At 52.7% G+C, this 22,794-nt stretch carries 21 protein-coding genes and 1 riboswitch; of the genes, 12 read left to right on the top strand and 9 right to left on the bottom strand.

Features of this window, described 5'->3' with window-relative positions; all coding sequences use genetic code 11:
* Window positions 1–33: 33 nt before the first annotated feature.
* The 4 genes from thiQ to sgrR all read right to left on the bottom strand — a co-directional run bounded on the left by thiQ (window position 34) and on the right by sgrR (window position 5,116).
* Window positions 34–732 (bottom strand): thiamine ABC transporter ATP-binding protein ThiQ, encoded by a 699-nt coding sequence (gene thiQ, locus OGY71_RS21410; protein WP_003829583.1) that lies wholly within the window; start codon window positions 730–732, stop codon window positions 34–36.
* Window positions 716–2,326, bottom strand: coding sequence for a thiamine/thiamine pyrophosphate ABC transporter permease ThiP (thiP, locus tag OGY71_RS21405; RefSeq protein ID WP_003829581.1), 1,611 nt, complete (start codon window positions 2,324–2,326; stop codon window positions 716–718). The genes thiQ and thiP overlap by 17 nt, the downstream gene beginning before the upstream one ends.
* Window positions 2,302–3,285, bottom strand: a complete 984-nt coding sequence (gene thiB, locus OGY71_RS21400; RefSeq protein ID WP_164563131.1) for a thiamine ABC transporter substrate binding subunit — start codon at window positions 3,283–3,285, stop codon at window positions 2,302–2,304. The genes thiP and thiB overlap by 25 nt, the downstream gene beginning before the upstream one ends.
* 30 nt (window positions 3,286–3,315) lie before the next feature.
* A riboswitch (TPP riboswitch) is annotated at window positions 3,316–3,413 on the bottom strand.
* A gap of 47 nt (window positions 3,414–3,460) precedes the next feature.
* Window positions 3,461–5,116, bottom strand: coding sequence for an HTH-type transcriptional regulator SgrR (gene sgrR / locus OGY71_RS21395; RefSeq protein ID WP_003829578.1), 1,656 nt, complete (start codon window positions 5,114–5,116; stop codon window positions 3,461–3,463).
* A 99-nt stretch (window positions 5,117–5,215) separates the two neighbouring features.
* Here sgrR and sgrT point away from each other — a divergent pair, with 99 nt between their 5' ends.
* The 5 genes from sgrT (at window position 5,216) to idnR (ending at window position 10,090) form a co-directional block, all read left to right on the top strand.
* Window positions 5,216–5,344, top strand: a complete 129-nt coding sequence (sgrT, locus tag OGY71_RS21390; RefSeq protein ID WP_003829577.1) for a glucose uptake inhibitor SgrT — start codon at window positions 5,216–5,218, stop codon at window positions 5,342–5,344.
* 108 nt (window positions 5,345–5,452) lie between these two features.
* Window positions 5,453–6,631, top strand: coding sequence for a sugar efflux transporter (locus OGY71_RS21385; protein WP_003829576.1), 1,179 nt, complete (start codon window positions 5,453–5,455; stop codon window positions 6,629–6,631).
* A gap of 278 nt (window positions 6,632–6,909) precedes the next feature.
* Complete coding sequence (idnO, locus tag OGY71_RS21380) at window positions 6,910–7,674, top strand: gluconate 5-dehydrogenase (protein WP_003829575.1); 765 nt, start codon at window positions 6,910–6,912, stop codon at window positions 7,672–7,674.
* Window positions 7,675–7,731: 57 nt separating this feature from the next.
* Entirely contained in the window at window positions 7,732–9,015 is a 1,284-nt protein-coding gene (locus OGY71_RS21375) for an MFS transporter (protein ID WP_003829574.1), read from the top strand.
* Window positions 9,016–9,097: 82 nt separating this feature from the next.
* Window positions 9,098–10,090 (top strand): DNA-binding transcriptional regulator IdnR, encoded by a 993-nt coding sequence (idnR, locus tag OGY71_RS21370; protein ID WP_032934258.1) that lies wholly within the window; start codon window positions 9,098–9,100, stop codon window positions 10,088–10,090.
* A 45-nt stretch (window positions 10,091–10,135) separates the two neighbouring features.
* On the opposite strand, the gene leuD is transcribed toward idnR, so the two are convergent.
* From leuD to leuL, 5 genes are all read right to left on the bottom strand, one after another.
* Window positions 10,136–10,741: a 3-isopropylmalate dehydratase small subunit gene (leuD, locus tag OGY71_RS21365; protein WP_003829572.1), complete on the bottom strand. Its 606-nt coding sequence runs from the start codon at window positions 10,739–10,741 to the stop codon at window positions 10,136–10,138.
* A 10-nt stretch (window positions 10,742–10,751) separates the two neighbouring features.
* Entirely contained in the window at window positions 10,752–12,152 is a 1,401-nt protein-coding gene (gene leuC, locus OGY71_RS21360) for a 3-isopropylmalate dehydratase large subunit (RefSeq protein WP_003829571.1), read from the bottom strand.
* Window positions 12,153–12,154: 2 nt separating this feature from the next.
* Window positions 12,155–13,246, bottom strand: coding sequence for a 3-isopropylmalate dehydrogenase (gene leuB, locus OGY71_RS21355; protein ID WP_003829570.1), 1,092 nt, complete (start codon window positions 13,244–13,246; stop codon window positions 12,155–12,157).
* Complete coding sequence (gene leuA / locus OGY71_RS21350; RefSeq protein WP_003829569.1) at window positions 13,246–14,817, bottom strand: 2-isopropylmalate synthase; 1,572 nt, start codon at window positions 14,815–14,817, stop codon at window positions 13,246–13,248. The genes leuB and leuA overlap by 1 nt, the downstream gene beginning before the upstream one ends.
* 90 nt (window positions 14,818–14,907) lie before the next feature.
* Complete coding sequence (gene leuL / locus OGY71_RS21345; protein WP_048998978.1) at window positions 14,908–14,994, bottom strand: leu operon leader peptide; 87 nt, start codon at window positions 14,992–14,994, stop codon at window positions 14,908–14,910.
* Between the two features lie 654 nt (window positions 14,995–15,648).
* Between leuL and leuO the strand changes: the two genes are divergently transcribed.
* The 7 genes from leuO (at window position 15,649) to ftsL (ending at window position 22,779) form a co-directional block, all read left to right on the top strand.
* On the top strand, window positions 15,649–16,596 hold the full coding sequence (gene leuO, locus OGY71_RS21340) for a transcriptional regulator LeuO (RefSeq protein ID WP_020996231.1): 948 nt from the start codon (window positions 15,649–15,651) through the stop codon (window positions 16,594–16,596).
* Between the two features lie 318 nt (window positions 16,597–16,914).
* Window positions 16,915–18,639: an acetolactate synthase 3 large subunit gene (gene ilvI, locus OGY71_RS21335; protein WP_003829567.1), complete on the top strand. Its 1,725-nt coding sequence runs from the start codon at window positions 16,915–16,917 to the stop codon at window positions 18,637–18,639.
* A gap of 2 nt (window positions 18,640–18,641) precedes the next feature.
* Window positions 18,642–19,133: an acetolactate synthase small subunit gene (gene ilvN / locus OGY71_RS21330; RefSeq protein ID WP_003829566.1), complete on the top strand. Its 492-nt coding sequence runs from the start codon at window positions 18,642–18,644 to the stop codon at window positions 19,131–19,133.
* 264 nt (window positions 19,134–19,397) lie between these two features.
* Window positions 19,398–20,402, top strand: coding sequence for a catabolite repressor/activator (cra, locus tag OGY71_RS21325; RefSeq protein WP_003018794.1), 1,005 nt, complete (start codon window positions 19,398–19,400; stop codon window positions 20,400–20,402).
* A gap of 613 nt (window positions 20,403–21,015) precedes the next feature.
* Window positions 21,016–21,474, top strand: a complete 459-nt coding sequence (mraZ, locus tag OGY71_RS21320; protein ID WP_003018792.1) for a division/cell wall cluster transcriptional repressor MraZ — start codon at window positions 21,016–21,018, stop codon at window positions 21,472–21,474.
* Window position 21,475: 1 nt separating this feature from the next.
* Complete coding sequence (gene rsmH, locus OGY71_RS21315; RefSeq protein ID WP_003018789.1) at window positions 21,476–22,417, top strand: 16S rRNA (cytosine(1402)-N(4))-methyltransferase RsmH; 942 nt, start codon at window positions 21,476–21,478, stop codon at window positions 22,415–22,417.
* Window positions 22,414–22,779, top strand: coding sequence for a cell division protein FtsL (ftsL, locus tag OGY71_RS21310; RefSeq protein WP_000625651.1), 366 nt, complete (start codon window positions 22,414–22,416; stop codon window positions 22,777–22,779). The genes rsmH and ftsL overlap by 4 nt, the downstream gene beginning before the upstream one ends.
* The last annotated feature ends 15 nt before the right edge of the window (window positions 22,780–22,794 follow it).

The raw sequence follows: 22,794 nt of genomic DNA, 5'->3' as shown, positions 1-22,794 counted from the left end.
GATAAGGCGTTCACGCCGTCATCCGGCAACGCATTATGCTTTAATGCCCAATAGCGCCGAGGCGCTGGCGTTGCCGCTTAACAGATCGTCCGTTTTGCCCTGCCACGCGATGCGCCCATCGGCGACCACAATCGAGCGGGACGCAATTCGCGCCGCATCTTCTACGCTGTGAGAAACCATCAGTAACGTCAACTGCTTCTCACGACAGACCTCGGCGACCAGCGTTAGCATCTCCTGGCGCAGCGCAGGATCGAGCGCAGAGAATGGTTCATCAAGCAGTAAAATAGGTTGTTCCCGCACCAGGCAACGCGCCAGCGCCACGCGCTGTCTCTGCCCGCCGGAAAGCTCGCCGGGGAGTCGCTCCAGCAGTGAGTCGATCCCCATTTGTTGGGCGATGTGGTGCATTTTCTCCCGCTGCGATGCGTTCAGCTTCAATCCCGGATTCAGGCCCAGGCCAATATTTTGCTGTACGCTCAGGTGGCTGAACAGGTTATTTTCCTGAAACAACATGGAAACGGGACGGCGTGAGGGCGGCGTGGTGGTGTGATCTTCACCGTCAATCATCATGGTACCGCTGGCAGGCGTGAGGAAGCCGGCAATCAGATTCAAAAGCGTACTTTTCCCGGCGCCGCTGGGGCCGAGCACTGCAATCTGCTCGCCGCGCGCGACCGACAGCGTAAAGCGCATGGGCAGATGGTGATAAAGCCATGTGATATCAATCAGTTTTAACATTTCGACCCGGCAATTTCTCAATAACGGTAAACAGCGTAAAGCACAGGATCAGCAGTAATAACGCCGTAACCGCGCCATCCTGACTGCGATAAGAGCCAATCTGCTGATATAAATAAAATGGCAGGGTACGGAAATCCTCATTACCAAATAACGCCACTACGCCAAAATCGCCAATCGACAGGACGCAGGCAAACGCCATCGCCTGCGCCAGCGGGCGCTTCAGGGCGCGCAGTTCAACCACTTTCAGGCGCGACCATCCCTCAATGCCCAACGACTGGCACAACATACTATAGCGCGCAGTGACGTCACGCATTGGGTTTTCCAGCACTTTCAGCGCGTAAGGGATCGCCATCAACGCATTGGTAAAAATAACAATACCGTCGGCAGATTCGGGAAGCCCAATGGTGTTATTGAGCAGCAGAAAGAAGCCGGTAGCTAACACGATGCCCGGCATGGCGAGGATCATCATGCCGCTCAACTCCAGCATCTGACCTGCCAGCAGTTGCTGTCGGGCACGAAGTTCACGACTGCTCCATAACAGCATCATGGTGAGTACGACGCATAACGCTCCTGCTGCTAATGCGATGCGCAGCGAGGTTCCCAGCGCCTGCCACAGCACTGGCTGCATCAGTACATCCAGAACATGGCGGTTTAAGCCATCGATAATCACCGCCAGCAACGGCGGCAGTAACAGCAACAGGGCAAGAATAATCAGGATTGCGTCAGCCAGTCGGCTGTGCAGGCGATCGTCGGGATCGCGCCAGCCTTGTACCAGGGTAGCGCCGGGAGCAATTGCCCGGCTCAGACGTTGACTGAGGAGCACCAGCGCCAAACAACAAACCATCTGGATCAACGCCAGCATGGCTGCGCGGGCAGGATCGTAATCAAAATTCAGCGCCTGGTAGATAGCCAGCTCGATGGTGGTGGCCTGTGGCCCGCCGCCAAGCGACAGAACGGTGGCGAAGCTGGCGAAGCACAGCATAAAGATGAGTGCCGCGACGGGCAGGATCTGACGACGCAGCCACGGCCATTCAACAAAACGGAAAAAATGCCAGCCACGCATACCCAACTGAGCGGCTAACTGCCGCTGTTCGCCGGGAATATTCTCCAGCGACTGTAACAGCAGGCGGCTGGCCATCGGTAGATTGAAAAAGACATGCGCCAGCAGAATGCCCTGCAAACCGTATGGCGAAAACGTCCACTCCAGCCCGAATGTATGCCAGAGCGAAGCCAGCCAACCCTGGCGGCCGTAGACGCTAAGAATACCGAATACCGCGACCAGCACCGGCAGGATTAACGTCATCGCGCACAGACGCAGTAGCGCCAGACGTCCTGGAAAACGACGACGATAGAGCGCTCTGGCGAGGAAAATCGCCGGGACAACCGACAGCACAGCGGATAAAAAAGCCTGCCAGAAAGAAAAGCGCACCACGTGCCACAGGTAGTCGTCTTGCCACAGCAAGAGCCACTCTCCCTGCGGGGCGTTAAACCACAGTGCCAGAAATGCGGCCAGGGCAACGGCCACCATCAGCGTGGCGGCGGTAAGCCCTGGAACCAACCAGCCGGGGATTAACGGCTGACGGCGCGTTGCCATTCGCTAATCCATGCCTGACGTTGAGTCGCAACCTGCTGCGGCGTAAATTCCAGCGCGGTGGCCGGTTTATTCAGTTGCTCGAATCCTGGCGGCAGGGCGACTTGCGTCACGGGATACATCCAGTTGCCGGTCGGAATCGCATTCTGGAATGCCGGGGACACCATAAACTTCAGGAATTTCTCGGCCAGTTCCGGCTGCTTGCTGGCCGCAGTACGGGCGGCGACTTCCACCTGCAAATAGTGGCCTTCGCTAAAGTCGGCTGCGGCGTAGTTGTCTTTTTTATCGGCGATGATGTGATAGGCCGGAGAGGTGGTGTAGCTGAGCACCAGATCGCTTTCACCTTTCAGGAACAGGCCGTAGGCTTCGCTCCAGCCCTTGGTGACGGTGACGGTTTTGGCTGCCAGTTTCTGCCACGCCTCTGGCGCTTTATCGCCATAGACTTTCTGCATCCATAGCAGCAGACCCAATCCAGGCGTGCTGGTGCGCGGATCCTGATAAATGATGCGCCATTTTTGGTCGCTCTCTACCAGTTCTTTCAGGCTTTTGGGCGGATTCTTCAGCTTGTTCTTATCATAAACGAAGGCGAAATAGCCGTAGTCAAACGGAACGAAGGTATCGTTTTTCCAGCCGCCGGGTACGTTAACGGCGTCGTTTGCAACACCACTTTTGGCAAACAGTTTGGTTTGTGTGGCGGCTTCCAGAAGGTTGTTATCCAGACCCAGCACGACGTCGGCTTTGCTGTTTTTTCCTTCCATGCGCAAGCGGTTAAGCAGCGAGACGCCATCTTCCAACGCGACCAGTTTTAGCTCGCAGTTGCAGTCAGCTTCAAAGGCTTTTTTGATTGTCGGGCCCGGGCCCCAGTCAGCTGCGAACGAGTCGTAGGTATAGACGGTCAGTACAGGTTTAGCGAAGGCAGGCGCTGCGCATAGCAGTAAAAGCGGAAGACATTTTTTAAACACTTTGCACCTCAAGAGTTGGGTGGCAAAGGACTTGAGATAAGCCTCAAATCCCTTCGCCGGCATTATCCGGATCAGGTTCGACGGGTATCTCTCAGCCAGCATATTGCATAGCACCCCGTTGAGAACGGCGTTAGTGTAGTGATTTTGTTGCCGGGCAGCAATTAAGAGCTGGCTCTTATGGATCCGGCGGCGCAAACCACGCCGATTTAAAATCAAACCAGCCGAGGGTATTCATGCGCAGCCCGCGCATACTGCGCTGTCCCTGAATGATCAGCCAGTGGTGGATTAATGGCACAATGGCCTTTGTGGCGAGCAGCTGTTGGCACCATGCTGCCAGGCTCATTTCGCCCGTTCGCCAGCGAGCCGCATCGTTTTCCCAGTCCCGCGAGATACAGTTTTGCAGCAAAGGGACTTCGCACAAATGGGCGAACAGTGAGAAGTCCAGCGGGAGGGTAAAGTTGGCGCTGTTGAGCCAGATATCGCTGACGATTTCACCTGCATGCCATTGATCGTAGTCGATCTCCTGAATATTCAACTGTACCTGATGCTGCGCCAGCAACGTTTTCATGATCTGCGCGATAATCCGGTGTTCGATATGATCGCGATAGTAGGTGATCGTCAGCGTTTCCAGCCCGGCGGGTTTTTCACCATGGCCAGGTTTGGCGTGATGCCAGCGGGGAAGCAAACCGTAGGCGGGAAACCACAACCGCTGGTACTGTTCATCGGCGTGGCAGATTAAATTTGTTGGCGAGAGAACGCGGCTTGCCCACTCGCGAACCTCCTGATTAGCGCCACGGTGGCTACGCGCATCAAACATCAGGTAGTAGCAGCCTTCTTCGAGGCGGCTTTCGATCGCCTTTTCATCCTCTGTGGGACCTTTTAGCGTCAACCCGCCGCCAGGCTCTTCTCCGATATCGGGTAATACCCAAACATTAACTTCGTCGATTAGCGCCCGGTAGCCAAAGTAATCATCAAATGCATGAATTTTCAGTTGGTTATTGGTGTTGCGCATTACCGCATACGGACCGGTACCAATCGGGTGGCTGGAAAAGTTGTTTAGCGTTTCCCATTCTCGCGGCAGGATCATGGCCGGGACCTGCCCCAATAGCCAGGGAAGCCAGCGGTCTGGCTGGGCCAGATGGATATCCAGCGTCCAGGCCGTGGGAGAAACTATTTGCGTGATGTGTGAGTACAGTGGCAGGGTGTTAATGCGCCTCAGCGAGGCGATAACATCTTCCATTTCCAGCTCGCGGCCATGATGAAAATGGATCCCCGGGCGCAGGAAGAATCGCCAATGCAAAGGTGAAATTTGCTGCCAGTGATGGGCAATGTCCGCTTCCAGTTCCCCATTTTCCTCATTTACCCGAATTAAGGCACTGAAGATTTGGCGGGCGATATGGGTTTCGGAGCGGCGTAATGCCGTACCGGGGAGCAGGTTGTGCATCGGGCGATAATAGAGAACGCGCATGATATGCCGACCCTGGCGAAAGCTGCGGCCAAGGTGGGAGACCAGCATTTGCCGGACGGCCGTTTTGTCACCGACAAGCTGCACCAGTTGATCGATACGATCCTGTTCCAGTAGGTCTTCCGCGCGCTGCTGCTGGAGCGCCAGCCCGGTATAGAGGAATGTCAGTCGCGAGCGTTTACCTCGTCCAACTTCAGCTTCCCACGTCAACCAGCCACGATCCTGCATGGTATTAAGCAGCGTACGCATATGGCGACGCGAGCAGCTCAGTAGATCCGCCAGCTCGTTGAGCGTCGTGTCTTGCGTCTTACCGTCACAGCATTGCCACAGACGGATGAACTGTTGTTGCAAACGACCAGAAGACATAAAAGGGGAACTCCTGCGGAAAACTCAGCAATTTTATAATCCCTATATTAAGCCAATAATAGATTCCGATGAAGCGATGAGACAACGAAGGGGTCATCTATGCGTCAGTTCTGGTTGAAGTACTTTACCGCGACAGAAAAATCGTCCTGGTTGGCTTGCCCGAGTGCCCCGCAGCGCTTAAAGATGCTCGAAGAGCTGATGCAGTGGGAGATGACATCTGACTCCTGAATTGGAAATTGCAGACATCATGTGTGACTGAGTATTGGTGTTAATCGCCGCGCCAGCAGGTATTATCTGCTGGCTTTTTTCGTTTCAGCTGCGCTTAAAAGGAAAGATATGCTCTGGATTATGACCATGGGACGGCGCCTCAACGGCGTTTACGCGGCATTTATGCTGGTCGCTTTTATGATGGGCGTGGCGGGGGCATTGCAGGCACCCACGCTGAGTCTGTTCCTGAGCCGTGAAGTCGGGGCGCAGCCATTTTGGGTCGGGCTGTTTTACACCGTCAATGCGATTGTCGGGATCGTCGTCAGCCTTGGCCTTGCGAAACGATCTGACAGCCAGGGCGATCGACGTAAGTTGATCATGTTCTGCTGCCTGATGGCAATTGGCAATGCGTTGCTGTTTGCCTTTAATCGTCACTATCTTACGCTGATCACCTGCGGTGTGCTGCTGGCCTCGCTGGCGAATACCGCCATGCCGCAGCTGTTTGCGCTGGCGCGGGAATATGCTGATAACTCCGCGCGTGAAGTGGTGATGTTTAGCTCGGTGATGCGTGCGCAGCTTTCACTGGCCTGGGTAATTGGCCCTCCGCTGGCTTTTATGCTGGCGCTGAATTACGGCTTTACGGCGATGTTTTCCATTGCCGCAGGGATTTTTGCCATTAGCCTGGTGCTGATTGCGCTGATACTGCCGTCAGTTGCCCGGGTGGAGCAGCCTGTAGACGTGCCGCTGGAACAGACCGGCGGTTGGCAGGACAAAAATGTGCGTATGTTGTTTATTGCCTCCACGCTGATGTGGACCTGCAACACCATGTACATCATCGATATGCCGCTGTGGATAAGCCTCGAACTGGGCTTGCCGGACAAGCTGGCCGGGATTCTAATGGGGACGGCAGCTGGACTGGAAATTCCGGCGATGATTCTTGCGGGCTATTACGTGAAGCGCTTTGGCAAACGGCGAATGATGATCGCGGCCGTCGCGGCAGGCGTGCTGTTTTATCTTGGTTTGATCTTCTTTCACAGCCGTACGGCGCTGCTGGTGCTGCAACTGTTTAACGCGGTATTTATCGGTATTATCGCCGGGATAGGCATGCTGTGGTTTCAGGATCTGATGCCCGGACGTGCGGGATCAGCGACCACATTATTTACCAACAGTATTTCAACGGGAGTCATTCTGGCAGGGGTGATTCAGGGGGCTGTTGCGCAAAGCTACGGTCACTATGCCGTCTATTGGGTAATTGCGGTGATTTCGGTGGTGACGCTGTGGATGACCGGGCGGGTGAAGGATGTTTAGTCCGGTGCAATCCCGGCGTCGCTGTGCTCGACCGGACGACATTTCGTATTCGCTTTTGTCGTTTTTGTAGGCCGGATAAGGCGTTTACGCCGCCATCCGGTAACCTCTCCTTACGGCCTGATCGCGTTACGCTTATCAGGTCTATCCCTCTTTTTTTCATCTTGCACGTAAATGTAATGTTGATCACATAACGATCATTTTCCTCTTCCTGGATCTTCTTTTTTCTACTGTTACGCGTATACAGTTACGCGTAACAGTTATTAAAAAAGGAGTTTTTTATGAAAAACCTATTCGACCTGACCGGTAAACGCGCGCTGATTACCGGTTCCGCGCAGGGCATTGGTAACCTGCTGGCCAACGGTCTGGCGGCGCACGGTGCTGAGATTGTGATTAACGATATTACCCAGCAGCGTGCTCAGGCGGCGGCGGACAAACTGGTGGCCGAAGGCTATCGCGCCGTTGGCTATGGATTTGATGTCACCAACGGGGAAGAGGTGGCGCGCGCCATCGCGCAAATCGAAAAGGAAGTTGGGGCCATTGATATTTTAATTAACAACGCCGGAATTCAGCGTCGTTATCCCTTCACCGAATTCCCGGAGGCTGAATGGGACAAAGTGATTGATGTAAACCAGAAATCGGTCTTTCTGGTGTCGCAGCAGGTTTCCCGCTACATGGTGCAACGCCGCCGCGGGAAGATTATTAATATCTGCTCAATGCAAAGCGAATTAGGTCGTAAAACCATTACCCCATACGCGGCGTCAAAAGGCGCGGTCAAAATGTTAACCCGTGGCATGTGCGTGGAACTGGCGGAATACAATATTCAGGTCAACGGCATTGCTCCCGGCTATTTCGCCACCGACATGACCACCGCGCTGGTCAACGATGAAGCATTCTCCGCGTGGCTGTTCCAGCGCACGCCCGCCGCTCGCTGGGGTAACCCGGAGGAGCTGATCGGCGCGGCGGTTTATCTTGCCGCGCCCGCTTCTGACTTTGTGAATGGGCATCTTCTGTTTGTGGACGGCGGCATGCTCGCCGCGGTCTGATAAATAATGGGCCGCAGTCGTGGCTTGCCAGCGAAAACAATAATCCAAGGAGTGAGTATGAATATGCTCGCAAAACTGCCAGCACGTCGCTGGTGGTATTTAATGCCGATTATTTTTATTACCTACAGCTTAGCTTATCTTGACCGCGCCAATTACGGCTTTGCCGCTGCCGCGGGTATTGAACATGACTTGGGGATTACTCAGGGAACTGCATCGTTAATTGGCGCGTTATTCTTCCTGGGCTACTTCTTTTTCCAGGTGCCGGGCGCGATGTACGCCGTTAAGCATAGCGTGCGCAAAATGATTTTTTACAGCCTGATCCTTTGGGGGCTTTGTGCCGCGGCGACCGGCTTTGTCAGCAATATCCCAACGCTGATGGCGATCCGCTTTATTCTCGGCATCGTCGAAGCGGCGGTGATGCCCGCGATGCTGATTTATATCAGCAACTGGTTTACCAAAACTGAACGCTCGCGCGCCAACACCTTTTTAATTCTCGGCAACCCGGTCACAGTGCTGTGGATGTCGATAGTCTCCGGCTACCTGATTGAAGCCTGGGGCTGGCGCGAAATGTTTATTATCGAAGGTATCCCGGCGGTGATCTGGGCGTTCTGCTGGGTGATTCTGGTACGCGACAAACCGGCGGATGCGGGCTGGTTGAGCGAGCAGGAGAAACAGGCATTACAGCAGGCGATGGATCGCGAGCAGCGCGACATCAAACCGATGCGTAACTACGGTGAAGCGATGCGTTCACGCAGCGTCATTATGCTTTGCGCGGTGCATGCGCTGTGGAGCATCGGGGTGTATGGCTTCATGATGTGGATGCCGTCAATCCTCAAAAATGCAGCTCAGATGGACATCGTGGCGGTGGGCTGGCTGGCAGCGGTGCCGTATCTGGCGGCGATTTGCCTGATGCTGACCGTCTCCTGGCTGTCCGATAAGTTCCAGAACCGTAAACTGTTTATCTGGCCGCTGCTGTTGATTGCCGCTATCGCGTTCTTTGCCTCGTGGCTGTTGGGCAACCAGTCCTTCTGGCTCTCCTACGCGCTGCTGGTTGTGGCCGCCGCCTGTATGTATGCGCCTTACGGGCCGTTCTTTGCGCTGATCCCCGAACTGCTGCCACGCAACGTCTCCGGCGTGTCGATGGGGATGATCAACAGTTTTGGCGCGTTAGGGGCATTCCTCGGCGCGTGGCTGGTGGGTTACCTCAACGGCGTGACCGGCGGGCCGGGCGTCTCCTACACCTTCATGGCGATTGCTCTGCTGGCGTCGGTGGTGCTGATGTACTGCGTTCGTGCGCAAAATGAAACCACGTCGCCGTCGGCTGAGATGGCTACGCGTTAAGGTTGAGAGAGGAGTGCAGTCGCTAACCGGCTGTGATAAGGTTCTCTGCGAGCATAATGGGCTGTTGGTCGTAGAGAACCTCATGAAAAACAATCGGATGACATTACAGGATATCGCTAATCTGGCCGGGCTGAATAAGATGACGGTCAGCCGTTATCTGCGTGACCCGAATCAGGTGTCGCAACGCAGCCGCGAATTGATTTCGAAAGTGATGGAAGAGAACAACTACATCCCCAACCGCGCCCCGGAAATTCTGCTCAACGCACGCAGCAAAACCATTGGTGTGCTGATCCCCTCGTTTCGTAATCAGATCTTTGCCGACGTGCTGGCGGGGATTGAATCCGTCACCTCGGCCTGCCAGTACCAGACGCTGATCGCCAACTACGAATATGATGCCGAGCGTGAAGAACGTGAGGTGCTGAACTTGCTCTCTTACAATATCGACGGCCTGATCCTCACGGGAAAGCTGCATACCGAGCGGATGATCCAGTACGTGCGCGCCAGCGGCGTACCGGTGGCGGAACTGATGGATATTAGCGGCCAGTATCTTGATATACAGGTTGGGTTTGATAACGAAAAAGCCGCGTTTGAAATGACGCAGGCTTTTATTGACAGCGGTAAACGCAGCATTGCTTTCTTTGGCTCGATGGATGACCCCCGAGACCTCAGCCGTTTTCGCGGCACCGAGAAAGCGCTGGCGGCGCAGGGACTGGAAGCGTACCACCTGGCGCCAAAAACTATTTCGTCGGTGGCGCTGGGACGCAAGATGTTCCAGCAGGCGATGGGGGAAAAGCCGGATATTGACGCTATTTTCTGTACCAACGATGACCTGGCGGTTGGCGCGCTGCTGGAGTGTCAGGCACAGCAGTACGATGTGCCGGGAAAAATGGCGATTGCCGGTTTCCACGGGCTGGAAATTGGTCGTGCGCGGCTGCAAAAAATCGCCAGCGTGATTACGCCACGCTTTGAGATTGGCAAAACGGCGGCGGATATTCTGATTAAGCGTTTGAACGGGAAAGATGCGCCGGGCAGCGTCAATCTTGGCTACCAAATCTATTACGGCGATACGCTTTAGGCGAAGAGAAAGGGCTGGCCACAGTGCGGTGACCAGCGGAAGAGATTACTGCATAAACGCTGGCTGCTTGTCTTCGTACTCGGTGATGGCCGCTTCATGCTGCAGCGTCAGCCCGATGCTGTCCAGACCGTTCAGCATGCAGTGGCGGCGGAAGTCGTCAATTTTAAAGCTGTAGGACTTATCGCCTGCTTTCACCACCTGCGCTTCCAGATCCACTTCAAATTTAATGCCCGGATTGGCTTTCACCAGCGCGAACATTTCATCTACCTGCGCGTCGCTCAGGGTCACCGGCAACAGTTGGTTATTGAAACTGTTGCCGTAGAAGATGTCGGCGAAGCTTGGTGCGATAACAACTTTAAAGCCGTAATCGGTCAGTGCCCACGGCGCATGTTCGCGTGAAGAGCCGCAGCCAAAGTTTTCCCGTGCGAGCAGAATTGATGCCCCTTTATATTCCGGGAAGTTTAAAACGAACTCAGGATTCGGCTGTTGGCCCTTTTCGTCCAGGAAACGCCAGTCGTTAAACAGATGGGCGCCAAAACCGGTGCGCGTAACCTTCTGCAAAAACTGTTTAGGGATAATTGCGTCGGTATCAACGTTGGCGGCATCCAGTGGGACAACCAGGCCGGTATGCTGGGTAAATTTCTCTGCCATGGTAGTTTCCTTATTTGATGCTGCGAATGTCGGCAAAATGACCGGTTACGGCGGCAGCGGCGGCCATGGCCGGGCTGACTAAATGCGTGCGACCACCGCGGCCCTGACGACCTTCAAAATTACGGTTGCTGGTGGATGCGCAGCGTTCGCCTGGGTTCAGGCGGTCATTGTTCATCGCCAGGCACATGGAACAGCCCGGTAAACGCCATTCAAAACCGGCTTCGATAAAGATCTTATCCAGACCTTCTGCTTCCGCCTGCGCTTTCACTGGACCAGAGCCCGGCACCACCAGTGCCTGCACACCCGGCGCAACTTTGCGCCCTTTGGCGATTTCTGCCGCGGCGCGTAAATCTTCAATACGCGAGTTGGTGCAGGAACCGATGAACACTTTATCGATAGTCACTTCCGTTAACGGAATACCCGGTTTCAGCCCCATATACGCCAGCGCTTTTTCAGCTGATGCACGCTCAACGGGATCGGCAAATGACGCCGGGTCGGGAATATTATCGTTCACCGAGATGACCTGACCCGGGTTTGTTCCCCAGGTGACCTGCGGAGCGATCTCTTCTGCCTGCAGGGTAACGACGGTATCAAACGTCGCGTTGTCGTCGGTTTTCAGGGTTTTCCAGTATGTAACCGCGTGGTCAAAATCCTCGCCCTTCGGTGCGTGTAAACGACCCTGAACATAGTTAAATGTCGTTTCATCCGGTGCGACCAGACCCGCTTTGGCGCCCATTTCAATGGCCATGTTGCACAGGGTCATCCGGCCTTCCATGCTCAATGCACGGATGGCTTCGCCACAAAACTCAACCACGTGTCCGGTACCGCCTGCGCTACCGGTTTTACCGATAATCGCCAGCACGATATCTTTGGCGGTAATGCCAGCGGCTGCTTTACCGTTGACTTCAATCTTCATGGTTTTGGCGCGCCCCTGTTTCAGGGTCTGCGTCGCCAGAACGTGTTCAACTTCAGAGGTGCCAATGCCAAACGCCAGTGCGCCGAACGCGCCGTGTGTAGCGGTGTGGGAATCGCCGCAGACGATGGTCATACCCGGCAACGTCACGCCTTGTTCTGGCCCCATCACGTGAACGATACCCTGATACGGATGGTTCAGGTCGTACAGCTCGACGCCAAATTCGTTACAGTTCTTAATCAGCTCCTGCATCTGGATGCGTGCCATCTCACCCGACGCGTTGATATCTTTGGTCTGGGTAGAGACGTTGTGATCCATGGTGGCAAAGGTTTTACCTGGCTGGCGCACCTGACGGCCATGCGCGCGCAGACCATCAAACGCCTGCGGAGAGGTCACTTCATGCACCAGATGCCTGTCGATGTACAACAGTGGGGTTTCGTTTTGCGCCTCAAAGACGACGTGCGCATCAAACAATTTTTCGTACAACGTTTTGGCCATGATTACACCCCTTCTGCGACGTAACGGGCAATGATGTCGCCCATTTCATCGGTACTGACTGCGGCAGCGCCACGGGCTAAGTCACCGGTGCGAATGCCTTCTTCTAATGCGCGGTTGATGGCGCTCTCAATTGCGGTTGCCGCATCATTGGCATCCAGGCTGTAGCGCAGCAACAGCGCCAGCGACAGGATCTGGGCGATAGGGTTGGCAATGTTTTTCCCGGCGATGTCCGGAGCTGAACCGCCAGCAGGCTCGTACAAACCAAAACCCTGCTCATTCAGGCTGGCGGACGGTAACATGCCCATTGAACCGGTGATCATGGCGCACTCATCAGACAGAATGTCACCAAACAGGTTAGAGCACAGCAACACGTCGAACTGGGATGGATCTTTAATTAATTGCATAGTCGCGTTGTCGATGTACATATGCGCCAGTTCAACGTCCGGGTATTCATTAGCAATTTCATTGACAATTTCGCGCCACAGAATAGACGTTTGCAGTACGTTAGCTTTATCAATCGACGTAACTTTACGGCGACGTTTGCGAGCGGATTCAAACGCGATACGCGCAATACGTTCGATCTCGAAACGGTGATAAACCTCGGTATCAAAGGCTTTTTCATGTTGTCCGCTGCCTTCGCGGCCTTTTGGTTGACCGAAGTAAATCCCGCCAGTCAGTTCGCGTACGCACAGGATGTCGAAACCGTTCGCGGCAATATCTGCGCGCAGAGGGCAAAACGCTTCCAGCCCCTGGTAGAGCTTAGCCGGGCGCAGGTTGCTGAATAATTTGAAGTGTTTACGCAATGGCAGCAGTGCGCCACGCTCTGGCTGCTGGTTTGGCGGCAGGTTTTCCCATTTCGGGCCGCCAACGGAGCCAAACAGAATGGCGTCAGCTTGTTCACAGCCTTCAACCGTTGCAGGTGGCAGCGGCTGACCGTGGTTATCGATAGCGGCACCACCCACGTCGTAGTGGCTGGTGGTAATGCGCATATTAAAGCGGTTGCGGATTGCGTCCAGTACCTTCAGGGCTTGCGCCATCACTTCCGGGCCAATACCGTCACCCGGCAAAACAGCAATATGATAATTCTTCGACATCACACGGTTTCCTTGTTGTTCTCGTTGTTCTGAGCTTTGCGTTGCAATTCTTTTTCGACTTCTTCGGCGCGCCAGATGTTGTTCAGCACATGCACCATCGCTTTAGCAGAAGATTCGACGATATCTGTCGCCAGACCGACGCCGTGGAAACGACGACCGTTATAGTTGGCAACGATATCCACCTGACCCAGAGCATCTTTACCGTGCCCTTTGGCGGTCAGGCTGTATTTCACCAGTTCGATGTTGTACTCAGTTACACGGTTGATAGCCTGATAAATAGCATCGACTGGACCGTTACCGTTCGCCGCTTCGGCTTTAACTTCTTCACCGCAGGCCAGCTTGACGGAGGCGGTGGCGATGTCGTTTGAGCCGGACTGCACGCTGAAGTAATCCAGACGGAAATGCTCTGGCTCTTCCTGCTGTTTATTAATGAAGGCCAGCGCTTCCAGGTCGTAATCAAATACCTGACCTTTTTTATCCGCCAGTTTCAGGAATGCGTCATACAGGTTGTCCAGGCTGTATTCATTTTCTTTATATCCCATCTCGTCCATACGGTGTTTCACCGCGGCGCGTCCGGAACGGGAGGTCAGGTTCAGCTGTACCTGGTTCAGGCCGATGGATTCTGGCGTCATGATTTCGTAGTTTTCACGGTTTTTCAGTACGCCGTCCTGATGGATGCCGGAGGAGTGGGCAAAGGCGCCGCTACCGACAATGGCTTTGTTTGCCGGAATAGGCATGTTGCAGATTTGGCTGACTAACTGACTGGTACGCCAGATCTCCTGGTGATTGATGCGGGTCTGTACATTCAGGATATCTTTACGCACCTTGATCGCCATGATCACTTCTTCCAGTGAGCAGTTACCGGCGCGTTCGCCGATACCGTTCATCGCGCCTTCCACCTGACGCGCTCCGGCGTGAACGGCTGCCAGCGCGTTGCCGACGCCCAAACCTAAATCATCATGGGTGTGTACGGAGATGATGGCTTTATCGATATTTGGTACGCGTTCATACAGGCCAGAAATGATTGCCCCAAATTCGAAAGGCATGGTGTAACCGACGGTATCGGGGATGTTAATGGTTTTGGCACCCGCGTTAATAGCAGCTTCAACAACGCGAGCCAGATCGGCGATAGGGGTACGGCCTGCATCTTCGCAGGAGAACTCCACGTCATCGGTATAATTACGCGCACGCTTAACCATGTAGACCGCGCGCTCAATGACCTCATCCAGCGTACTGCGTAATTTCGTCGCGATGTGCATCGGCGAGGTGGCGATAAAGGTATGAATACGGAAAGCTTCAGCAACTTTCAGCGATTCTGCGGCAACATCGATATCTTTTTCTACGCAGCGTGCTAAGGCGCAAACGCGGCTGTTTTTAACCTGACGAGCAATGGTCTGAACTGACTCAAAGTCGCCCGGTGAAGAAACGGGGAAACCCACTTCCATCACGTCAACGCCCATACGCTCAAGGGCCAGCGCAATCTGCAGTTTTTCTTTCACACTCAGGCTTGCCTGTAACGCTTGTTCACCATCGCGTAAGGTGGTATCGAAAATAATGACTTGCTGGCTCATGGTTTAGGTCCTTGGTTTCTTAGGGCGCCTTGCTTCGAGCATAAAAAAACCCGCGCAACGGCGCGGGTTTTTGTCTTAACTGGAGCTGACTTAATGCTGAATGTCGTCCACCAGTCTACCGCGCAATGAAGATGCGTTTAGTAGTAGTAGACCGTTGAAACGAGCAATGTAAGTCATCAATTAAGCTCCAGGCGAATGCGATATGCTTTTAGTGGTACTGGATATGAAGACTGATGTCAACCCTCACCCTAGCAAATGCCTCACTTGAGGGGGGAAGTTTCGGCAAAACTTAAGCGAATTGTGCTGAATTTTTTGGGGTACATAAAATTAATCAGTTGATGGTTGTACATGTTTTTCATGGTTTGACATATTTGAGCATAATTATTTGCATTTATTGTAACGGCGAACTGGAGAAAACTCCGCCTCTGGGATTTTTTATCCTCATGATTTATTTGTTTTTATAGTGACTATGAATGGGTTGGAACGGTGTGATACCACATAATTGATAAATTAATGTTAACTTTTAATGTATTAATAATATAAACATTTAATTAAAACTTAAATATACATTCACTGTATGTATGATTGTGTATTCGCCGCGCTTATGGTTATATTGTTTTTGAAATTTAAACATATGAATCACCGTGCAGTGACACCTGCCACACTGCGCTCGCATTGGTCTTTTGTTCATTTAGGTTTGTGCCTTTATGTTTTCCTAATTTTAATGTTTTTTCTTTTTCTCATCTTATATGTATGGTAAATCATATTAACGGAGATTATTTCTTCACTCCGTCTGGGAAAAGGGAGTTTAGAGTGACAGTGGAGTTAAATATGCCAGAAGTAAAAATAATAGATAAAACAAATATTATAGATATGGGGAAGCCACAGCTTCGCATGGTTGATCTTAATTTATTAACCGTCTTTGATGCGGTGATGCAAGAACAAAACATTACCCGTGCCGCGCATACTTTGGGGATGTCGCAACCCGCTGTCAGTAATGCGGTTGCGCGCCTGAAAGTGATGTTTAATGATGAGCTTTTTGTTCGTTATGGACGCGGTATCCAGCCGACAGCAAGAGCCTTCCAGCTATTTGGTTCTGTTCGCCAGGCATTGCAATTAGTGCAAAATGAACTGCCTGGATCGGGCTTTGAACCAGCCAGCAGCGAACGCGTATTCAATCTTTGCGTGTGCAGCCCATTGGATAATATCCTGACGTCATTGATTTATAATCGGGTTGAGCAAGTTGCACCAAACATTCATGTCGTATTTAAATCTTCACTCAATCAAAATACAGAGCATCAATTACGTTACCAGGAAACTGAATTCGTTATTAGCTATGAAGAGTTCCGACGTCCTGAATTTACTAGTATTCCGTTATTCAATGACGAAATGGTGTTAGTGGCAAGTAAAAAGCATCCGCGCATTAGCGGCCCTTTACTGGAAAGTGATGTCTATAATGAACAGCATGCGGTGGTGTCACTTGATCGCTTCGCATCATTCAGCCAACCGTGGTATGACACACCGGATAAACAATCCTGCGTGGCTTATCAGGGCATGGCATTAATTAGCGTTCTTAATATTGTGTCGCAAACGCATTTGGTCTCTATTGCGCCACGTTGGTTAGCAGAAGAATTTGCCGATTCTTTAGAACTACAGATCTTGCCTTTACCGTTAAAATTGAACAGCCGCACATGCTATCTTTCATGGCATGAAGCCGCAGGCCGGGATAAAGGGCATCAATGGATGGAAGAGCTGTTAGTCTCCGTTTGTAAGCAGTAGCATTTGGCAGAGTAAACCGGGCGGTACATCCTGTTTATTCTGCTTTTAAGTTTATAACTGAAATTTTATGCTGAACTCTATTTTTTACGTCTGTCCAAAAGTGTCAAAAAATAGAGTAATTGCTGTAAGCTCCCATTTTTAAGCGATTTTTTATCATACTGATTGCTTATGCTGGTTTAATTCTCCGTTTATTCGCGTCTTTCCTCCTTTTTATTCTTATTTACTCCAGTGCCACCCCTTCGGAGTCAATTGCCATGCGTCATCGTCAGCGGTTAATGTGTTGTTAAACCGTAATTCATTATAAGAGTGAGGCAAGCCATGGAGATGTTGTCTGGAGCCGAGATGGTCGTCCGATCGCTCATCGATCAGGGTGTGAAGCAGGTATTCGGTTATCCCGGGGGGGCCGTTCTCGATATTTATGATGCGCTGCATACGGTCGGCGGTATTGATCATGTGCTGGTTCGCCATGAACAAGCTGCGGTACATATGGCTGATGGCCTTGCGCGCGCCACGGGAGAAGTGGGTGTTGTATTAGTTACCTCCGGACCGGGGGCGACCAACGCGATTACCGGAATCGCAACGGCTTACATGGATTCCATTCCGCTGGTGATCCTCTCCGGACAGGTCGCAACGTCGCTGATTGGCTACGATGCCTTCCAGGAGTGCGACATGGTAGGTATATCCCGCCCGGTGGTAAAACACAGCTTCCTGGTCAAACAAACGGAAGATATCCCACAGGTGCTGAAAAAAGCCTTCTGGCTGGCAGCAAGCGGTCGCCCAGGACCGGTGGTGGTGGATTTGCCGAAGGATATTCTGAATCCGGCGAAGAAACTGCCTTATAGCTGGCCGGACTCGGTGAGTATGCGCTCGTATAATCCGACGACGACGGGACATAAGGGACAGATCAAACGGGCGCTACAGACGCTGGTCGCGGCGAAGAAACCGGTTGTCTATGTGGGCGGTGGAGCGGTCAATGCTGCTTGCCATGAGCAGTTAGCTCAGATTGCTGAAGCGCTGAATCTGCCGGTTGTCTCCTCGCTAATGGGGTTGGGCGCGTTTCCGGCCACGCATCGTCAGGCGCTGGGTATGTTAGGGATGCACGGTACCTACGAAGCGAATATGACCATGCATCATTCCGATGTGATCTTTGCTGTCGGCGTTCGCTTTGACGATCGAACGACGAATAACCTGGCAAAATATTGTCCGAATGCGACCGTGCTGCATATCGACATCGATCCGACCTCTATTTCTAAAACCGTTACTGCGGATATTCCGATTGTGGGTGATGCCCGTCTGGTGCTGGATCAAATGCTCGAACTGCTGGAGCAGGAGAAATCACAGCAGCCACTGGATGATAACCGTGACTGGTGGCAACAGATTGAGCACTGGCGCGCCCGTCAGTGTCTGAAATATGACACGCAAAGCGAAAGCATTAAGCCGCAGGCGGTGATTGAAGCCATCTGGCGTCTGACGAAAGGGGAGGCGTATGTGACCTCTGACGTTGGCCAGCATCAGATGTTTGCCGCACTTTATTATCCGTTCGATAAACCGCGTCGCTGGATTAACTCAGGCGGCCTCGGCACGATGGGATTCGGTTTACCCGCGGCGTTAGGGGTGAAAATGGCGTTGCCGGATGAAACGGTAGTGTGCGTCACCGGGGATGGCAGCATTCAGATGAATATCCAGGAGCTGTCGACGGCGCTGCAGTATGAACTGCCGGTGCTGGTGCTCAACCTTAACAACCGTTATCTCGGCATGGTCAAACAATGGCAGGACATGATCTACTCCGGGCGTCACTCCCAGTCTTACATGCAGTCGCTGCCCGATTTTGTGCGCCTTGCTGAGGCTTATGGGCATATCGGTATCCAGATTAATCATCCAGATGAACTGGAGAGCAAGCTGGGTGAAGCGCTGGAGCATGTGCGTAACCATCGCCTGGTGTTTGTCGACGTCACCGTCGACGGCAGTGAGCATGTCTACCCGATGCAGATTCGTGGGGGTGGGATGGATGAAATGTGGCTAAGCAAAACGGAGAGGACCTGATTATGCGCCGGATATTATCAGTATTGCTGGAAAACGAGTCGGGTGCATTATCGCGGGTGATTGGCCTCTTCGCCCAGCGTGGTTACAACATTGAAAGCCTGACCGTCGCGCCGACCGATGACCCGACCTTATCGCGGATGACGATTCAGACGGTAGGGGACGAGAAAGTCCTTGAGCAGATCGAAAAGCAGCTCCACAAACTGGTGGATGTTCTGCGCGTTAGCGAGCTGGGGCAGGGTGCCCACGTTGAACGAGAAATCATGCTGGTGAAAATCCAGGCCAGCGGTTATGGCCGGGAGGAGGTGAAACGCAACACGGAGATTTTCCGCGGGCAAATCATCGACGTGACGCCGTCTATCTACACAGTACAACTGGCGGGCACCAGCGACAAGCTGGATGCGTTTCTGGCAACCCTACGTGAAGTCGCCAAAATTGTGGAAGTTGCTCGTTCCGGTGTGGTGGGACTCTCCCGTGGCGATAAAATTATGCGCTAATCGTCAACCGTAGGCCTGGTAAGCACAGCGATATCAGACCTCATCGTGGAGGTCATGCCGGATAGCGGCATAAACGTCTTATCCGGCCTACATGTAACGTACCCGTTTGCGCTGATGCTACCTGCTGCGTTTTTTTTTGCGAAATCAGCAGTAACCAGAGACAAAAGCGGTTGCCGCAGTCATTATTCTGCGCTTAGATGTTAAGAAGTTTAACCCATGCCATCTAAAAGGTTATGGTTTGTACATTTTACGCAAGGGGCAATTGTGAAACTGGATGAAATCGCTCGGTTGGCCGGCGTTTCGCGAACGACTGCAAGCTACGTTATTAATGGCAAAGCAAAGCAATATCGCGTAAGCGACAAAACGGTTGAAAAAGTCATGGCGGTGGTGCGTGAGCATAATTACCACCCGAATGCCGTGGCGGCCGGGCTGCGTGCTGGACGCACACGTTCTATCGGGCTGGTGATCCCGGATCTTGAGAACACAAGCTATACCCGGATCGCAAACTATCTGGAACGCCAGGCGCGTCAGCGTGGGTATCAGCTGTTGATTGCCTGCTCTGAAGATCAGCCGGATAACGAAATGCGCTGTATTGAGCATCTTTTACAGCGCCAGGTCGATGCCATTATTGTGTCGACTTCTTTGCCGCCTGAGCATCCGTTCTACCAACGCTGGGCAAACAGTTCATTCCCGATTGTGGCGCTGGACCGTGCACTGGACCGCGAACATTTTACCAGCGTTGTGGGTGCGGATCAGGATGATGCGGAAATGCTGGCAGAGGAGTTACGCAAATTCCCTGCTGAAACCGTCCTCTATCTGGGCGCGCTTCCTGAATTATCCGTCAGTTTCCTGCGCGAGCAGGGTTTTCGTACCGCGTGGAAGGACGATCCGCGTGAAGTCCATTTCCTGTACGCCAACAGCTATGAGCGGGAAGCAGCTGCGCAGTTGTTTGATAAATGGCTGGAAACGCACCCAATGCCTCAGGCGTTGTTTACCACGTCGTTTGCCCTGTTGCAGGGCGTGATGGATGTGACCCTGCGTCGTGATGGGCAACTGCCGTCTGATTTAGCGATTGCGACTTTTGGCGATCACGAACTGCTCGACTTCCTACAGTGCCCGGTACTGGCAGTGGCACAGCGCCATCGCGATGTCGCAGAACGCGTGCTGGAGATTGTACTGGCAAGTCTGGACGAACCGCGTAAACCAAAACCAGGTTTAACGCGTATACGGCGTAATCTGTACCGTCGTGGTATTCTCAGCCGTAACTAAGTTTCCTCAATTGATGACGTCGGCGGGATAAGCCTCTGACGTCTTCAATTTTTCTATTCTCAGAAATAACCGCATTATATTTAAGAATATTCTTTAGAATTATCTGAAATTCATTCTTGAAATACCCCGAATTAAAAATGCAACTATCCATTTTTGGGTTATTGATACGTAACGACGCGTTACGCTTGTATTATTTTGTTACATGCTTGTATGGATTTGCCGAATTAACAAACACTTTGCTCTCGTATTGCGGCCATCTGGTGCTTACCTCGACTCTGCGCGGCGTACAGACCGATTAACTGGTACTGTTAACTCGCTGCATATTGTCCTAAAATGCCGCTCGCGTCGCAAACTGACACTTTATATTTTCTTTGGATGATATTCAGTTGTTTTAAACAATGATGAGTTGTTGGATTTTTTTCTTACAAATATTCATGACGTTAATTTGCTTCGTTTGCTGTACGGAATTTGTTCAACGCTGATATTAGCCGTAAACAATGGGTTTTTTGCTCCGCTAAGCGCCGTGACTTGCTTGACAAGGTTTTCCTCCGCTCCGTAAACTCCTTTAAGTGGGAATTTGTGGGGTAAAGTGGTAATTGGGGGTGAGACTGGCATGTTCCGGGGAGCAACGTTAGTTAATCTCGACAGTAAAGGGCGCTTATCCGTGCCTACCCGTTATCGGGATCAACTGCTTGAGAGCGCTACCGGTCAAATGGTTTGCACCATTGACATCCATCACCCGTGCCTGCTGCTGTACCCCCTGCCTGAATGGGAAATAATCGAGCAGAAGCTATCGCGTCTGTCGAGCATGAATCCAGTTGAGCGTCGCGTACAGCGCTTATTGTTGGGTCATGCCAGCGAATGTCAGATGGATAACGCTGGTCGATTACTGATAGCACCCATTCTGCGGCAACACGCAGGGCTAACGAAAGAAGTGATGCTGGTTGGGCAGTTCAATAAGTTTGAGCTGTGGGATGAAACGACCTGGTATCAACAGGTCAAGGAAGATATCGACGCTGAGCAGTCTGTTACTGGCGCGTTGTCGGAACGATTGCAGGATTTGTCTCTATAAAATGACGGAAAATTATAAACATACAACGGTGTTGCTGGATGAAGCCGTAAACGGCCTGAATATTCGTCCAGACGGCATCTACATTGACGGGACATTTGGTCGCGGTGGTCACTCACGTCTGATCCTCTCCCAGCTTGGCGAAGAGGGACGTTTACTGGCAATCGATCGCGATCCGCAGGCTATTGCCGTTGCAAAAACGATTACCGATCCCCGTTTCTCCATCGTACATGGACCTTTCTCTGCGCTGGCTGACTATGTCGCCGAGCGTGGACTGACCGGTAAGATCGACGGGATTCTACTCGATCTGGGCGTTTCTTCACCGCAGCTCGATGACGCAGAGCGCGGTTTCTCGTTTATGCGTGACGGTCCGTTAGACATGCGTATGGACCCAACACGCGGTCAGTCAGCGGCCGAATGGCTGCAAACCGCCGATGAAGCAGACATTGCCTGGGTGATTAAAACCTTTGGCGAAGAGCGCTTCGGCAAACGCATTGCGCGCGCCATCGTCGAGCGCAACCGCATCGAACCGATGACCCGCACCAAAGAGCTGGCGGAAGTCATTGCGGCGGCAATGCCGGTGAAGGACAAATTCAAACATCCCGCGACCCGTACCTTCCAGGCGGTGCGCATTTGGGTGAACAGTGAACTGGAGGAGATAGAGCAGGCGCTAAAAAGCTCGCTCAGCGTGCTGGCTCCAGGTGGTCGCCTTTCGATCATCAGTTTCCATTCGCTTGAAGACCGCATTGTGAAACGCTTTATGCGTGAACAAAGCCGTGGCCCTCAGGTACCGGCTGGAATACCGATGACCGAAGCGCAGATCAAAAAGCTGGGCGGTCGTGAGTTAAGAGCACTAGGCAAGATGATGCCGGGTGAAGAAGAGGTAGCTGAGAATCCTCGTGCCCGTAGTTCAGTTCTGCGTATCGCAGAGAGGACGAACGCATGATCAGCAGAGTGACAGAAGCCCTAAGCAAAGTTAAAGGATCGATAGGAAGCAACGAGCGCCATGCCTTGCCTGGCGTGATCGGTGACGATCTTTTGCGGTTCGGGAAGCTGCCACTCTGCCTGTTCATTTGCATTATTTTGACGGCGGTTACCGTCGTGACAACAGCCCACCATACGCGGTTACTGACCGCGCAGCGTGAGCAGCTGGTTCTGGAGCGAGATGCGCTGGATATCGAATGGCGTAACTTGATCCTTGAGGAGAACGCGCTCGGCGACCATAGCCGTGTTGAACGGATCGCAACGGAAAAGCTGCAAATGCAGCATGTCGATCCCTCACAAGAAAATATCGTAGTACAAAAATAAGGATAAACGCGACGC

Source organism: Citrobacter sp. Cpo109 (genome assembly GCF_030332565.1).
GTDB lineage: Bacteria > Pseudomonadota > Gammaproteobacteria > Enterobacterales > Enterobacteriaceae > Citrobacter > Citrobacter portucalensis.
The sequence above is the reverse complement of the archived record's forward strand: the minus strand, read 5'-3'. Positions and strand labels throughout refer to the sequence as shown.